Source organism: Streptomyces sp. NPDC057623, from assembly GCF_042800355.1.
GTDB lineage: Bacteria > Actinomycetota > Actinomycetes > Streptomycetales > Streptomycetaceae > Streptomyces.
In genome coordinates, this window is record NZ_JBHVGZ010000036.1 from 33,282 (window position 1) to 47,502 (window position 14,221).

A 14,221-nucleotide genomic window follows, 5' to 3' on the forward strand; every position below is an offset into this window, starting at 1 on the left:
TCCGCTCCCCCTCAGCCCTTGGCCACGGCACGCAGCCGGTCCACCACATCGGCCCGCAACTCCGCGGGCTCAAGGACCACCACGTCGGGCCCGAACTCCACCAGCCACGCATCCAGCCCGTGACCGTACGGAATCTCCAACTCGTCCCAGCCGTCCCCGAGTTCCCGCACCGCCGTGGCCTTCGCCCGGAGGGGATACCCCGCGTCCGTACGCAGCCGGATCAGCGCGGAACGGTCGGCGGTCTCCCCCGCCCAGCTCGCCACGGTCTCCCGCACGGTGACGACATCGGGGACCGGCGCGGTGAACCGCGCGCCACGCGAGCGCACCTTGCCCGTGATCCGGGACAACCGGAACACCCGCTCCGCGCCGCGGTCCCGGTCCCAGCCCGCGAGATACCAGTGACCGCGCCAGCACTCCAGCGCCCACGGCTCGACATGCCGGGGTTCGGGCCGGGCCGCGGTGGCCTTGCGGTAGTCGAAGAGGACGGGGCGACGGTCGCGGCAGGCCAGCATCAGCGGCTCGAACGCGGCCTCGTGCACCGGGATACGGGGCTCCAGCGCGCCATGCGCCTCGTACGGGTCGACATCCTCGGGCAGCCCGGCAGCGCGCAGCTTCTGCAGGGCGCCACTGGCCGCGCCCGCCAGCCGGACCTGCTGCCACACCTTGGCCGCCAGCCCCAGGGCGGCGGCCTCCTCGGCGTCCAGAGTGATGGGCGGGAGGCGGTTGCTGTCCCGGCGGGCCAGATAGCCGACCTCACCGTCGAGGTTCTCCACGGTCTCGATGACCAGACCGAGTTCGCGCAGATCATCCTTGTCGCGCTCGAACATCCGGTTGAAGGAGTCGTCGGAGCCGGCCTCCAGATAGGCCTCGATGGACTCACGCAGCTCGCGCTTGCTCAGCGGCCGCCGCGTCCCGAGCAGACACAGCGCCAGGTTCATGAGCCGCTCGGCCTTGGCAATGGCCATCGACGCCCTTCGCCTTCCCTATGGTGCTTACGGACGATGACCGTACCGCTCCGCGGTGGCCTGGCAAAAGCCGAGGGCCCATGCCCGGACAGGCATGGGCCCCAGGTAGTCGGGTCCGGTCGTACGCCGATCAGCCGTACACCGATCCGTCGTGCGCCGATCAGGGGCGACGATCAGACACCGAGCAGGTCCACCACGAAGATCAGGGTCTCGCCGGGCTTGATCGCCGGGGTCGGGCTCTGGTTGCCGTAGGCGAGGTGGGCCGGGATGGTCAGCTGACGGCGGCCACCGACCTTCATGCCCTGCACGCCCTGGTCCCAGCCCTTGATGACACGGCCGCCACCCAGCGGGAAGCGGAACGGCGTACCGCGGTTCCAGCTCGCGTCGAACTCCTCGCCCGTGCTGAAGGCGACACCGACGTAGTGCACGGAGACGGTCTGGCCCGCCTGCGCAACCGCGCCGTCGCCCTCCCAGATGTCCTTGATCTCGAGGTCCGCCGGGGGCTCGCCACCCGGGAAGTCGATCTCGGGCTTGTCGATGCTCACGTCTTACGCTCCTGCTGGTTGTGGAAAGGCAACAGCACAGTCTTACACCCGGGCCCCGCTACATCGTCGCCAGGATGTCGACCGAGAAGACCAGGGTGGAGCCCTTCTTGATGACACCGCCACTCGGCGGGGTGTCTCCGTACGCCAGGTCCGGGGGCACGACGACCAGCACCCGGCTGCCCACCTTCTTCCCGGTCAAACCCTGCGCCAGGCCCTTCACGACCTGCTGCATCTGCGGCAGCGCGAATTGGCTCAGCTGGCCCTGCTGGTAGGTCGACTCGAACTCCTTGCCGCTGTCCCAGACCACACCCTTGAACTGGCACAGGACGGTCTGCTCCGCCTTGACCTCGGCGCCGTCGCCCTCCAGGACATAGGCCGACACGAGCTTCGTCGGCGCGTCCGACTCGGGGACGGTGACCGACGGCGCCTTGCCGTCGGTGTTGGTGCCGATCCTGGGCAGATCGACGTTGTCCTGGGCCACCGCCTTGCCCTTGGCCGAGCTCTTGGCGTTGAACGCCTCCTCGACATCGATGACGAAGACCAGGGTGTCGGTGCCCTTGATACCCGCGTCCGCATTGCCCTGCGGGCCGTAACCCCAGGTCGGCGGGATGGCCATCTCGACGCGGCTGCCCGCCTTGCGCCCCGTCAGGCCGTACCGCCAGCCGTCGATGACACGGCCCTGGGTGAGCTGGATGAGCAGCGGCTTCTTGCTGTCGTAGGAGTTGTCGAAGGACTTGCCGGTGGCCCAGATCTGACCGAGATAGTTGGCCACGACGAAGTCGTTCTCCGCCATCGTCTGGCCGCTGCCCGCGATGACCGTCCGCACCGCCAGGTCCTTCGACGGATCGCCGCTGCCCTTGGCGACCGTCGGCTTCTCCCCGAACTTCGTGCCCGCGGTGATCGCCGGCAGCGGACCGTCCACGATCTTCGGCGCCGGAGCGGCCGACGTCGCCGCGGCCGAGGGCGACGCACTGTCGCTCGCCTTGCTCGAGTCGTCCTTGTCATCGCCGCATGCGGCGAGCGTGACCATTCCTGCGGGTAGGGCGATGAGAAGTGAGCGTCGGCGCACGGTGAGGGCCTCGTAATCGGTCGATCTTGTGGATGGCGTGCGCGCAACTCTACGGCGTGAGAAGGGCGCCGTACGGGAAACGTACGGCGCCCGTGTTGCGTTCCGCAGGAGCCCTCCCGCTCGGACGAATTCGAGACCGGAGGATCTCCCGGAACCCGGCACTCACATACCGGCGATCAGTTTCTCCACCCGGTCGTCCACCGAACGGAACGGGTCCTTGCACAACACCGTGCGCTGCGCCTGGTCGTTGAGCTTCAGATGCACCCAGTCGACGGTGAAGTCCCGACGCTGCTCCTGGGCCCTGCGAATGAAATCACCGCGCAGCCGGGCCCGAGTGGTCTGCGGCGGAACGGACTTGCCCTCGAAGATCTTCAAGTCGTTGCAGATACGGGCGGCCTGCCCCTTCTTCTCCAGCAGGTAGTACAGGCCACGACGACGGTGGATGTCGTGGTAGGCGAGGTCTATCTGCGCGACCCGCGGATGCGACATGGTCATGTTGTGCTTGGCCCGGTACCGCTCGATGAGCTTGTACTTCATGACCCAGTCGATCTCGGTGCCGATCCGGTCGAGGTCCTCGGCCTCGATCGAGTCCAGTGTGCGGCCCCACAGCTCCAGGACCTGCTCGACCGTGCCCGTGCGAATGCCGCGGCGCTCGCAGAAGTCCACGGCCTTCTCGTAGTACTCGCGCTGCACCTCCAGCGCCGAGGCCTCCCTGCCACTGGCCAGGCGCACCTTGCGGCGACCCGTGATGTCGTGGCTGACCTCGCGGATCGCCCGGATCGGGTTCTCCAGGGTCAGATCACGCATCACCGTGCCCGCCTCGATCATGCGCAGCACCAGGTCGGTCGCGCCGACCTTGAGCAGCATGGTCGTCTCGGACATGTTCGAATCGCCCACGATCACATGCAGCCGCCGGTAGCGCTCGGCGTCCGCGTGCGGCTCGTCACGCGTGTTGATGATCGGCCGGGAACGGGTCGTCGCCGAGGAGACGCCCTCCCAGATGTGCTCCGCGCGCTGACTGACGCAGTACACCGCGCCACGCGGAGTCTGAAGCACCTTCCCGGCGCCGCACAGCAACTGCCGGGTGACAAGGAACGGGATGAGGATGTCCGCGAGCCGGGAGAACTCGCCATGGCGTGCCACCAGATAGTTCTCGTGGCATCCGTACGAGTTGCCCGCCGAGTCGGTGTTGTTCTTGAAGAGGTAGACGTCGCCCGCGATTCCCTCCTCGTGCAGGCGTCGTTCCGCGTCCACCAGGAGTCCTTCGAGAATGCGCTCGCCTGCTTTGTCGTGGGTGACCAGTTCGGTCACGTTGTCACATTCGGGTGTCGCGTATTCCGGATGTGAGCCCACGTCGAGATAGAGGCGGGCGCCGTTCCGCAGAAAGACATTGCTGCTACGGCCCCATGACACGACACGGCGGAAGAGGTACCGCGCCACCTCGTCAGGCGACAGGCGGCGCTGTCCCCTGAACGTGCACGTGACGCCGTACTCGTTCTCCAGCCCGAAAATGCGGCGGTCCATGACTGAACATTACGCCCGATCCCCCGAGCTGAAACGGGGTTCGACAGCACGGTTTGGATCATTTTCCGATGAAGCCGCAACCACCGCACCCCTGGCGGGAGCTGCGAGGACCCTCCCCGTGGCCAGCAGGACCAGCAACGACACCGCCCCCGCGGCACTCGGCACGGCGAACCCCCACAGCGTCCCGCCCGCCTCGACGACCGGCCCCGTCAGGCCCGTTCCGACCGACGCGCCCACCGTGAACGTCGTCACGAGCCAGGAGAACGCCTCGGTGACCGTCCCGCGCGGCGCATGCCGGTCGACGAGCACGAACGCACAAGCGATGCACGGCGCGAGGAACACCCCCGCGAGCACCGCCAGCAACGTCATCGCGACCACACCCGGCATCAGCGTCAGCGGCAGGTAACACACCGCCAGAAGCGCCACCAGCAAGCGCAGTCGCCGTGCCGGCTCACCACCCCACTGCCGCGCCCCGTACACCACACCACCGAGCAGCGCGCCGAGCCCCACACCCGCCATCAACCAGCCGTACACCACGTCACCGCCATGGTCGTCCGCGTACGACACGGCCGCGACCGCGATCGACCCGAGCGCCATCCCGATGAACAGGAACGAAGCCAGAAGCGCCAGCAACCCCGGCGAACGCAAGGCCCCCAGCCAGTGCGCCTCACGAGGCGCCGAACGCCACGCGCGCGAAGGCGGCGACACCACCACCGACAGCGCGCCCAGCACCCCGATGGCGTTCACCACGAGCAGCGCCGCCTGCGCCGACCACAACGACGCACACAACGTCAGCAGCAACGGTCCGACCGTGAACATGACTTCCTGCGCCACCGCGTCCATCGCATACGCGGTGTGCACCTGGCCCTCCTTGTGCAGGACCGACGACCACAGCGCGCGCAGACCACCCTCCAGGGGCGGCGTGAACAGCCCGGCGGCCGCCACGGCCGCGTACGCGAGCGGCAGCGCCCCCGTGCCCACGAGAGCGAAACCGGCCATCGCGACGGCCGAGGCGACCGCCGCCGGCAACTGCACCCGCGGCTGCCCGTACATGTCCACCAGCCGCCCCAGTACCGGCTGCCCCACGGCGTTGGCGACCCCGTACACGGCCGCCAGACCCCCGGCCAGGCTGTACGAACCCCCCTCCGCGCGCACGAACAGCACGATCGCGAGCGCCGCCACCGCGTTCGGCAGCCGCCCTGTGAGCGTGCCGACGAGCAGCCGGGCGGCATGCCTCGCCCTGAGGACCTCCAGGTATGCGCCGGTCATCAGCCGCGCCGCCCTCCGCATAGGTTTTACGTATAACGTCCTCCGTCATACGTACCATGTGCGCTGTTCACGAGTCCAGACGAAGGAGCAGGCGGACGGTGGCACACGGCAGCACCCGCCCCACCAGCCGAGACGTCGCCCAGGCAGCAGGCGTCTCCCAGGCCGCGGTCTCCCTCGTACTCGGCGACAAATGGCGCGGACGCGTCTCCGCCACCACCGCCGAACGCGTCCGCGAAGCCGCCCGCGAACTCGGCTACCGCCCCAACCTCGCCGCCCGCAACCTACGCCTCGGCCACACACGCACCGTCCTGCTCGTCGTCCCCGCTCTCACCACCGAATTCTTCGCCGGCGTCTACACCGGCGCCGCCCGCATCGCCGCCCAACACGGCTTCGGCGTCGTCCTCTACCCCTCCCCCGAAGGCATCGGCCCGGCCCGCGACCCCTTCGCCTCCGCCCAGGCCGCCCTCGACGGCGTCATCGCCTCCTCCATGGCCGCCGACGCCCTCACCACCATCCGCGGCGACCAGCTGCCCCTGGTCATGCTGGACAGCGACCCCACCGGCAGCCTCGGCGCCGCCACCGTCAACCTGGACATCACCGACGGCATCCGCCAAGTCACCGACCACCTGCTCGGCCTCGGCCACCGACGCTTCCTCCACCTCGCCGCCGACGTGCCCTCCTGGACCTTCGAAGTACGCGCACACGAACTGGCCACACGAGTCGGCGACGTCCCCGGCACCTCACTGCGCACCGTCCGCGCACCCATCTCCATCGAGGACGCCCGCACTGCCGCCGAAACCGCGCTCGCCGCCGAAGGCCCCCGCCCCACCGCCCTCGTCTGCGACGACGACAAACTCGCCGCCGGCGCCTACAAAGCCGCACGCCGCCTCGGACTGCGCATCCCCGACGACCTCTCCATCACCGGCCTCGACGACCTCGCCCTCGCCACCGCCATCGACCCCGAACTCACCACCGTCCGACTGGACGCCGAGCTCTTCGGCGAACGCGGCATGCAAGCCCTCCTGGCGGTCCTGGAAGGCCGCGAACCCGAGGAGGGCGACATCCCCGTCGAGCTCGTCGTACGAGGCTCCACAGCGCCGCCCAGCGCGCCGTAAGCCCACCCCAGGAACGCCAGTGCCCCGACCGAGCGGCTCGGCGGGGCACCACGCAGACACAGCGGGGGCGGACTACTCCTCGGAACCACCGGACTCCTCGGAGTCCTCCCCGTTGTCAGCACTCTCGGCCTCAGTGGACGCACCATTGGCCTCAAGCAGCCGGGCCAGCTGACGACCCACAATCCGCTTGAACTTCCGCGACTGCGGACGCGTCCGGTCCAGCACCGCGACCTCCAGACGCTCCGCGGGGATCTCCCGCTGCGTGCCGTTCGACTCGCGCGACAGAGCCTGCACCGCCAGCTTCAGAGCCTCCGCGAGACTCATGCCGTCCTGATGCCGCTGATCAAGGAAATTGCTGATCAGCTCGGCATTACCACCCACCGCGACCGAACCGTGCTCATCCACGATCGAACCGTCATGCGGCAGCCGATAGATCTGGTCACCCTCAGGCGTCTCACCCACCTCGGCGACCACCAGCTCCACCTCATACGGCTTCTCCGCCGCCGAAGAGAAGATCGTGCCCAGCGTCTGCGCATAGACGTTCGCCAGACCACGGGCCGTCACGTCATCACGGTCATAGGTGTAACCACGAAGATCGGCGTACCGCACACCACCGATCCGCAGGTTCTCGTACTCGTTGTACTTACCGGCGGCCGCGAAACCGATCCGGTCATAGATCTCGCTGAACTTGTGCAGCGCACGGGACGGGTTCTCGCCGACGAACACGATGCCGTCGGCATACTGCAGCACGACCAGGCTGCGACCACGCGCGATGCCCTTACGGGCGTACTCCGCCCGGTCGGCCATGGCCTGCTGGGGGGAGACATAGAACGGCGTCGACACCGGTTATCCGTCCCTTTCTGTCGAAGTCACAGGATCACCTAGATAAGACCGAACCGCCGCTACAGCAGCGCGGCCCGCGGGCCGTCAGGCTGCTCCAGACGCCGCTCCAGAATGGAACGGGCGATCTCAGAGGACTCCTCATCCCCCAGCCGGCGGAAACCGTCGTCAGTGATCACCGTGACGATCGGGTAGATCCGGCGGGCGACATCGGGACCACCGGTCGCCGAGTCGTCGTCAGCCGCGTCATACAGAGCCTGCACCACGAGCGTCGTGGCCTCGGCCTCGGTCAGGTCAGCACGGAAAAGCTTCTTCATGGCCCCACGCGCGAAGATCGAACCGGAGCCGGTCGCGGCGTACCCCTGCTCCTCGGAACGGCCACCGGTCACGTCGTAGGAGAAGATCCGCCCCCTCGCCCGGTCGACGTCGTACCCCGCGAACAGCGGCACCACGGCCAGCCCCTGCATCGCCATGCCGAGATTCGACCGGATCATGGTCGACAGCCGGTTCGCCTTGCCTTCGAGGGACAGCTGCGCACCCTCGACCTTCTCGAAGTGCTCCAGCTCCAACTGGAAGAGCTTCACCATCTCGACGGCCAGACCGGCGGTACCGGCGATACCGACGGCCGAGTACTCGTCCGCCGGGAACACCTTCTCGATGTCCCGCTGCGCGATCACGTTGCCCATGGTGGCGCGACGGTCACCGGCGAGCACGACACCCCCGGGGAACGTCACCGCCACGATCGTGGTGCCGTGCGGCGCCTCGATCACGCCCTGCGTGGGCGGCAGTTGACGATTACCGGGCAGCATCTCGGGCTGGTGCTCCGAGAGAAAGTCCATGAACGAGGACGACCCAGGCGTCAGGAAGGCAGCTGGTAGACGCCCGGTGCTACGAGTGTTGGCTTCCACGCGATTCCTTCCACGTAAGCAGCAGCCCGCCTTATGACGTCGGGCCGATCCTTGAACTGCCCCAGTGCGGCGTTGCAGCTGAAGCACAGTACGCCACGGACCCTACCCGTCTCGTGGCAGTGATCCACATGCTCCGCCGGGGCGGCAAGGCATATACAGCAGATGCCTTGCTGTTCTGCAACCAGCGCGTCCAACTCCGCGGTTGTGAGGCCGTACTTGCGCTTGAAGTAGCTGACCCGGTTCCGCTCCGCCCGGCAGGCACGGCAGTAGCTCGACCAACCGTCCGACGTGGACTTGTTGCGCTCCCATTCAGAGTGCGACTTCACCTGTTCACACTGCGGACAGCGCTTGTGCCCTGGCGGGACCGAAACCTTCTCCCGGACCTTCTTCCCCTTGGCCTCCTGACGCTGCCGGTAGTACTCAGCGGCGCACTCCCGGCAGTACGCCTGGAGGCCATCGGGCATCGACTTGTTGCTCGCAAACGCCGCACGCGGCAAGTGCTGCTTGCACCGCGAACAGCGTCTCGATGACTCTTCGTTCACCCCGAACTTCTCCCAGCCTTCACCTTTGAATCGAAGGCAGAAGTGACCTACTGGCCACCTTTCTGAACGAAGGACCTCACGAAATCCTCGGCATTCTCCTCGAGTACGTCATCGATCTCGTCCAAAACCGAGTCGACGTCGTCGCTCAGCTTCTCCTGCCGCTCCTTGAGGTCCTCGGAAGCCTGCGTCTCCGCCGCCTGCTCCTCGACCTCCTCAGTAGAGCGCGTGGCCTTCTGCTGTCCGCCGCCGGTGTCCTTGGTTGCCATATCCCTCACCCCGCTCATTTCGCCCGACATGGTCGGCAGGTCGGCTTTCCTGCCGATCGGTGATGATCAGACCCTACAAGCCGGGTCTGACATCGGCCCCGCAGTTTCCGCAACGTACGGGGGCCATCTCGATGATTCCCGGACGCCGGGTTTTCCACCCTGTTCGGCCGACGTCCGGTCGGTGTCGTTCGTGTACCCCTCAGTTGCCTGACAGGACCCTGACCAGGTCTTCCGCGGTGCGACAGCGGTCCAGGAGCTCCTTGACGTGATTTCGCGTTCCGCGAAGGGGTTCGAGGGTTGGAACGCGTTGGAGGGAGTCGCGGCCGGGGAGGTCGAAGATGACCGAGTCCCACGAGGCGGCGGCGACGTCGTCGGCGTACTGCTCCAGGCAGCGTCCGCGGAAGTACGCGCGGGTGTCCTCCGGCGGCTTGGCCTTGGCCCTTACGACGGATTCCTCGTCCATGAGGCGCTTCATGCGGCCTCGGGCCGCAAGGCGGTTGTAGAGGCCCTTGTCGGGGCGTACGTCGGCGTACTGGAGGTCGAGGAGGTGGAGCTTTGCGGCGTCCCAGTCGAGGTCGTCGCGGCGTCGGTAGCCCTCCATGAGTTCGCGCTTGGCGACCCAGTCCAGTTCGCCGGCGAGACTCATGGGGTCCCTCTCCAGGCGGTTGAGGGTGTCCTCCCAGCGGCTCAGGATGTCCTTGGTCTGTTCGTCGGCGTCGGCGCCGAAGCGCTCCTCGACGTACTTGCGGGAGAGTTCGTAGTACTCCATCTGGAGCTGGACCGCGGTGAGTGTGCGGCCGCTGCGCAGTGTGATGAGCCGCTGGAGTGACGGGTCGTGTGAGACCTGGTGAAGGGTGCGTACGGGCTGGTCGACGGCCAGGTCCACCGCGATGAAGCTGTCTTCGATCATGGACAGGACGAGCGCTGTGGTGCCGAGCTTCAGGTAGGTCGAGATCTCGGACAGGTTAGCGTCGCCGATGATCACGTGCAGGCGGCGGTACTTTTCCGCGTCGGCGTGCGGCTCGTCGCGTGTGTTGATGATCGGGCGCTTCAGTGTGGTCTCCAGCCCGACCTCGACTTCGAAGTAGTCGGCGCGCTGGCTGAGCTGGAAGCCGTGTTCATGGCCGTCCTGGCCGATGCCGACGCGGCCTGCTCCGGTGACGACCTGGCGGGAGACGAAGAAGGGCGTGAGGTGGCGCACGATGTCGGAGAAGGGGGTTTCCCGCTTCATGAGGTAGTTCTCGTGCGTGCCGTAGGAGGCGCCCTTGTTGTCGGTGTTGTTCTTGTAGAGGTGGATGGGCTGGGCGCCGGGGAGCTGGGCGGCCCGCTCGGCGGCTTCCGCCATGATGCGTTCGCCGGCCTTGTCCCAGAGGACGGCGTCCCGCGGGTTGGTGACCTCGGGGGCGCTGTATTCGGGGTGTGCGTGGTCGACGTAGAGGCGTGCTCCGTTGGTAAGGATCACGTTGGCGAGGCCGATGTCCTCGTCGGTGAGCTGGCTGGAGTCGGCGGCCTCACGGGCGAGGTCGAAGCCTCGCGCGTCCCGCAGCGGGTTCTCCTCCTCGAAGTCCCAGCGGGCCCGTCGGGCCCGGTGCATCGCCGCCGCGTAGGCGTTGACGATCTGGGATGAGGTGAGCATGGCATTGGCGTTGGGGTGGCCGGGGACGGAGATCCCGTACTCCGTCTCGATGCCCATTACTCGCCGTACGGTCATGCGGCCCTCCTTGCCCGGCGGCGCCCTCGGTCGGGGGCTCCGCTCAAGTACCGCTGGCGCTCCGGTGCGTGTGCGGTGCCCGTCCCCGCACTGCGCGACTCGGCGGTATGGAAGAGCCTAGAACGCCTTTGCGCTGGTGGGGAGATCATTTGCGTCATTGCGTTGCTCGCCTTTGTTCCGGCAGTGGCCGGAAAAACAGTCGGCTGCGGGCACCCGGTGGGGGCACCCGCAGCCGCCCTGTCTTTTACAGGTACTGACCGGTGTTTGCCACCGTGTCGATGGAGCGTCCGGTGTCTGCGCCCTGCTTTCCGGTGATGAGGGTACGGATGTAGACGATCCGTTCGCCCTTCTTTCCGGAGATCCTGGCCCAGTCGTCCGGGTTCGTGGTGTTGGGCAGGTCCTCGTTCTCCTTGAACTCGTCCACGCATGCCTGGAGGAGGTGGGAGACGCGGAGACCCTTCTGGTTGTGCTCGAGGAAGTCCTTGATCGCCATTTTCTTGGCGCGGCCCACGATGTTTTCGATCATGGCTCCGGAGTTGAAGTCCTTGAAGTAGAGGACTTCCTTGTCGCCGTTGGCGTAGGTGACTTCCAGGAAGCGGTTTTCCTCGGATTCGGCGTACATCTGCTCGACGGCGGTCTGGATCATGCTCTGGACGGTGGTCGTCCTGCTGTCGCCGTGCTCGCCGAGGTCCTCGGGGTGCAGGGGGAGGCGTTCTGTGAGGTACTTGCCGAAGATGTCCTTGGCTGCCTCGGCGTCGGGACGTTCGATCTTGATCTTCACGTCCAGGCGGCCGGGGCGCAGGATGGCGGGGTCGATCATGTCCTCGCGGTTGGAGGCGCCGATCACGACCACGTTCTGCAGGCCTTCCACGCCGTCGATCTCGGCGAGCAGCTGCGGGACGATGGTGTTCTCCACGTCCGAGCTGACACCCGAGCCACGGGTACGGAAGAGGGACTCCATCTCGTCGAAGAAGACGATGACGGGTGTGCCCTCGCTGGCCTTCTCACGTGCGCGCTGGAAGACGAGGCGGATTTGCCGCTCGGTCTCGCCGACGTACTTGTTGAGGAGCTCGGGTCCCTTGATGTTGAGGAAGAAGCTCTTGCCGGTGGCCTGTCCGGTGACTTCGGCGACCTTTTTGGCCAGTGAGTTGGCGACGGCCTTGGCGATGAGTGTCTTGCCGCATCCGGGGGGCCCGTACAGGAGGACACCCTTGGGCGGGCGCAGTTCGTGCTCCTTGAACAGGTCCGGGTAGAGGTACGGGAGCTCGACGGCGTCGCGGATCATCTCGATCTGGCCGCCCAGACCGCCGATCTGCTCGTAGCCGATGTCGGGGACCTCTTCGAGGACGAGTTCCTCGACCTCGCTCTTGGGAACGATCTCGTAGACGTAGCCGGAGCGGGGTTCGAGCAGGAGGGCGTCGCCGGGTCGGATGGTGACGTCCAGCAGCGGCTCGGCGAGCCGTACCACCCGTTCCTCGTCGGTGTGCCCCACCACGAGGGCGCGTTCGCCGTCCTCGAGGATCTCCTTGAGGGTGACGATGTCGCCGACGCTCTCGTATTCCATGGCTTCGACCACGTTGAGCGCTTCGTTGAGCATTACTTCCTGGCCGCGCCGGAGGTCTTCGAGGTCGACGCTGGGGCTGACGTTCACGCGGAGTTTGCGGCCTCCGGTGAAGATGTCGGCGGTGCCGTCTTCGAGGGCCTGTAGGAAGACACCGAAGCCGGCCGGTGGCTGTGCGAGCCGGTCGACTTCTTCCTTGAGGGCCACGATCTGGTCGCGAGCCTCACGGAGCGTGTTGGCGAGTCGTTCGTTCTGTGCTGACACGCCGGCCAGGTTTGTCTGCAGCTCGACGATCCGCTCTTCGAGAATCCTCGTGTGCCGCGGAGAGTCGGCGAGCTTGCGTCGCAGGACGGCGATCTCCTGCTCAAGGTAGGCGATCTGCCCGGCCGGGTCGTCGGACCCTCGTCCCGGGCGGATGCCGCGGTTCATGTCGTCGTCGTGGGCTGCCACGGTCCTCACCTCCTCCAAGGGGAGCTGGACGCTTCCAGACCCTACCTGGGTGGGTGTCGATTGAAACCCCTAGATCACAAAGACTGTCGAGGTGTGTCCGATCTTCACCCTTGCGCTCTCCCTCACGCCAGGGGAATACCCACCGAACATGATTGGGAAGCCGCCACAGGTAGGCTCGAAGCGTTCAACACCCGTCAGAGCTGGCCGGATTCCCGTTCGGCTCGACGTAGTCGATGGCAGGAGAGATGAGCGTGGAGCAGGCGGCCGGGGTCGATGGTGGGGCGCTGGAGGTCTGGATCGATCAGGATCTCTGTACTGGTGACGGCATCTGCGCCCAGTACGCGCCGGAGGTGTTCGAGCTGGACATCGATGGTCTGGCCTATGTGAAGGGCGCGGGGGACGAGCTCTTGCAGGCCGACGGGGCCACAACGCCCGTGCCGTTGCCGCTTCTCACGGATGTGGTGGACTCGGCGAAGGAATGTCCGGGCGAGTGCATCCATGTGCGTCGCGTTTCGGACAAGGTCGAGGTGTACGGTCCGGACGCCGAGTGACCTTGCGCGTACGGGGTGTTACGACTGTCTGATTTCTCACAGGTGCTGGTGGCGTGGGTCAGACGCTGTGGGCGCCGGCGGGTGTCGAGCGGATGAACGTGCCGTCTTTCCACTGCCACTTCGCGCTGTTCTTCACGTCGGGGCAGCATCGGGGTACGTCGTCGGACGAGTAGCTGAGCAGGTCGGCGGTGACGGCTCTGTCGCGGACCGCTACGTCACTGACGGTAGTGCTGTTCTTCGGGTCGACGAGGGTGGCGACGACGCGGGGTGTGGCTGTCCCGGTGCTGTGGGTGAGGACGTAGATGCCGTCGGGCGGGGTTCCCATGGGGGCGTCGCAGTGGACGACGACCACGGTTTCGGGGCTGGCGTCGCCGTCGAGGTCGCCGGTGGCCTTCTTGACCACGACCGCTTTCACCGGGCCGCATTCGAGCGGGAAGTCGGCGTGTGCCGGGTCGGGGGGCGCGAGGGCCGCGGGGGCGTGTTTCGCGTCCGGGCCGGTTGTCTGGGCCGCTGTCGCCGAGTTGGGCTGCAGGACGGAGGAGAGGGCCACGACGCCGGCGACCGCTGTGGCGGTGGCGAGCCAGTGGATGGGGCGGGTGTGGGTGTGTGCCAGTTCCGGGACGGCGGATTGCTGCACTAGGAGCGTCTCCTGTGAGGGCTGTGCCGGTGGGGGTGGCCAGCATGGTGCCACACGTCACAGTGCGGGGGAACGGCGGGGGTGGAGTTCCGGTGCTGGTGTTCGGTGGTTGGGGGTGCGCAGGGGGCGCGCGGGTGTTGTGCGACGTTCGGATTTGCGGGTTGTCGGTGTCGGGCCAACAGAAAGGCGCTGTGGGGGGGGGGGCGAGGGGGGGGTGGGGGAGGGAACACAAAGAAGATGAAGTGGTGGGGGGAGAGGGGGGAAGACA

The 14,221-nt window shown here is 67.0% G+C and carries 14 protein-coding genes; 2 read left to right on the top strand and 12 right to left on the bottom strand.

Annotated elements, in window-relative coordinates; translation table 11 throughout:
* Positions 1–11 precede the first annotated feature (11 nt).
* The 5 genes from ACFU95_RS30255 to ACFU95_RS30275 all read right to left on the bottom strand — a co-directional run bounded on the left by ACFU95_RS30255 (position 12) and on the right by ACFU95_RS30275 (position 5,372).
* Entirely contained in the window at positions 12–965 is a 954-nt protein-coding gene (locus tag ACFU95_RS30255) for a YafY family protein (RefSeq protein WP_217214438.1), read from the bottom strand.
* 173 nt (positions 966–1,138) lie between these two features.
* The gene (locus tag ACFU95_RS30260; RefSeq protein WP_030606497.1) at positions 1,139–1,510 is read right to left on the bottom strand and encodes an FKBP-type peptidyl-prolyl cis-trans isomerase; all 372 of its coding nucleotides are present in this window, start codon (positions 1,508–1,510) and stop codon (positions 1,139–1,141) included.
* A 58-nt stretch (positions 1,511–1,568) separates the two neighbouring features.
* Positions 1,569–2,579, bottom strand: coding sequence for an FKBP-type peptidyl-prolyl cis-trans isomerase (locus tag ACFU95_RS30265; RefSeq protein ID WP_383833652.1), 1,011 nt, complete (start codon positions 2,577–2,579; stop codon positions 1,569–1,571).
* Between the two features lie 162 nt (positions 2,580–2,741).
* Positions 2,742–4,103, bottom strand: a complete 1,362-nt coding sequence (pafA, locus tag ACFU95_RS30270) for a Pup--protein ligase (RefSeq protein ID WP_053192758.1) — start codon at positions 4,101–4,103, stop codon at positions 2,742–2,744.
* A 9-nt stretch (positions 4,104–4,112) separates the two neighbouring features.
* Positions 4,113–5,372 carry an MFS transporter gene (locus tag ACFU95_RS30275; RefSeq protein WP_383833655.1) on the bottom strand — a complete coding sequence of 420 codons (1,260 nt, stop codon included), beginning with the start codon at positions 5,370–5,372 and terminating at the stop codon, positions 4,113–4,115.
* Between the two features lie 98 nt (positions 5,373–5,470).
* Between ACFU95_RS30275 and ACFU95_RS30280 the strand changes: the two genes are divergently transcribed.
* Positions 5,471–6,487: a LacI family DNA-binding transcriptional regulator gene (locus tag ACFU95_RS30280; RefSeq protein WP_383833658.1), complete on the top strand. Its 1,017-nt coding sequence runs from the start codon at positions 5,471–5,473 to the stop codon at positions 6,485–6,487.
* Between the two features lie 72 nt (positions 6,488–6,559).
* On the opposite strand, the gene prcA is transcribed toward ACFU95_RS30280, so the two are convergent.
* The 6 genes from prcA to arc all read right to left on the bottom strand — a co-directional run bounded on the left by prcA (position 6,560) and on the right by arc (position 12,765).
* Positions 6,560–7,330 carry a proteasome subunit alpha gene (gene prcA / locus ACFU95_RS30285; protein ID WP_383833661.1) on the bottom strand — a complete coding sequence of 257 codons (771 nt, stop codon included), beginning with the start codon at positions 7,328–7,330 and terminating at the stop codon, positions 6,560–6,562.
* Between the two features lie 59 nt (positions 7,331–7,389).
* Complete coding sequence (gene prcB / locus ACFU95_RS30290) at positions 7,390–8,235, bottom strand: proteasome subunit beta (RefSeq protein WP_383833666.1); 846 nt, start codon at positions 8,233–8,235, stop codon at positions 7,390–7,392.
* A complete protein-coding gene (locus ACFU95_RS30295) occupies positions 8,187–8,699 on the bottom strand; it encodes an endonuclease VII domain-containing protein (RefSeq protein WP_383833669.1) in 513 nt (170 codons plus the stop codon). Before ACFU95_RS30295 ends, prcB begins: the two co-directional genes overlap by 49 nt.
* Before the next feature lie 125 nt (positions 8,700–8,824).
* Positions 8,825–9,043, bottom strand: a complete 219-nt coding sequence (locus tag ACFU95_RS30300) for a ubiquitin-like protein Pup (RefSeq protein WP_019757212.1) — start codon at positions 9,041–9,043, stop codon at positions 8,825–8,827.
* Between the two features lie 199 nt (positions 9,044–9,242).
* On the bottom strand, positions 9,243–10,754 hold the full coding sequence (dop, locus tag ACFU95_RS30305; RefSeq protein ID WP_383833672.1) for a depupylase/deamidase Dop: 1,512 nt from the start codon (positions 10,752–10,754) through the stop codon (positions 9,243–9,245).
* Between the two features lie 244 nt (positions 10,755–10,998).
* Positions 10,999–12,765, bottom strand: a complete 1,767-nt coding sequence (arc, locus tag ACFU95_RS30310) for a proteasome ATPase (protein WP_383833675.1) — start codon at positions 12,763–12,765, stop codon at positions 10,999–11,001.
* Between the two features lie 245 nt (positions 12,766–13,010).
* On the opposite strand from arc, the gene ACFU95_RS30315 reads away from it, so the two are divergent.
* On the top strand, positions 13,011–13,316 hold the full coding sequence (locus ACFU95_RS30315) for a ferredoxin (protein ID WP_383833678.1): 306 nt from the start codon (positions 13,011–13,013) through the stop codon (positions 13,314–13,316).
* Positions 13,317–13,374: 58 nt separating this feature from the next.
* On the opposite strand, the gene ACFU95_RS30320 is transcribed toward ACFU95_RS30315, so the two are convergent.
* The gene (locus ACFU95_RS30320; protein WP_383833681.1) at positions 13,375–13,953 is read right to left on the bottom strand and encodes a hypothetical protein; all 579 of its coding nucleotides are present in this window, start codon (positions 13,951–13,953) and stop codon (positions 13,375–13,377) included.
* Positions 13,954–14,221 lie beyond the last annotated feature (268 nt).

Coding starts and splice junctions, on each gene's coding strand:
- ACFU95_RS30255 (WP_217214438.1), bottom strand. CDS start 965: ATGGCCATTGCCAAGGCCGAGCGGCTCATGAACCTGGCGCTGTGTCTG.
- pafA (WP_053192758.1), bottom strand. CDS start 4,103: ATGGACCGCCGCATTTTCGGGCTGGAGAACGAGTACGGCGTCACGTGC.
- ACFU95_RS30275 (WP_383833655.1), bottom strand. CDS start 5,372: ATGACCGGCGCATACCTGGAGGTCCTCAGGGCGAGGCATGCCGCCCGG.
- ACFU95_RS30295 (WP_383833669.1), bottom strand. CDS start 8,699: ATGCCCGATGGCCTCCAGGCGTACTGCCGGGAGTGCGCCGCTGAGTAC.
- ACFU95_RS30300 (WP_019757212.1), bottom strand. CDS start 9,043: ATGGCAACCAAGGACACCGGCGGCGGACAGCAGAAGGCCACGCGCTCT.
- dop (WP_383833672.1), bottom strand. CDS start 10,754: ATGACCGTACGGCGAGTAATGGGCATCGAGACGGAGTACGGGATCTCC.
- ACFU95_RS30315 (WP_383833678.1), top strand. CDS start 13,011: ATGAGCGTGGAGCAGGCGGCCGGGGTCGATGGTGGGGCGCTGGAGGTC.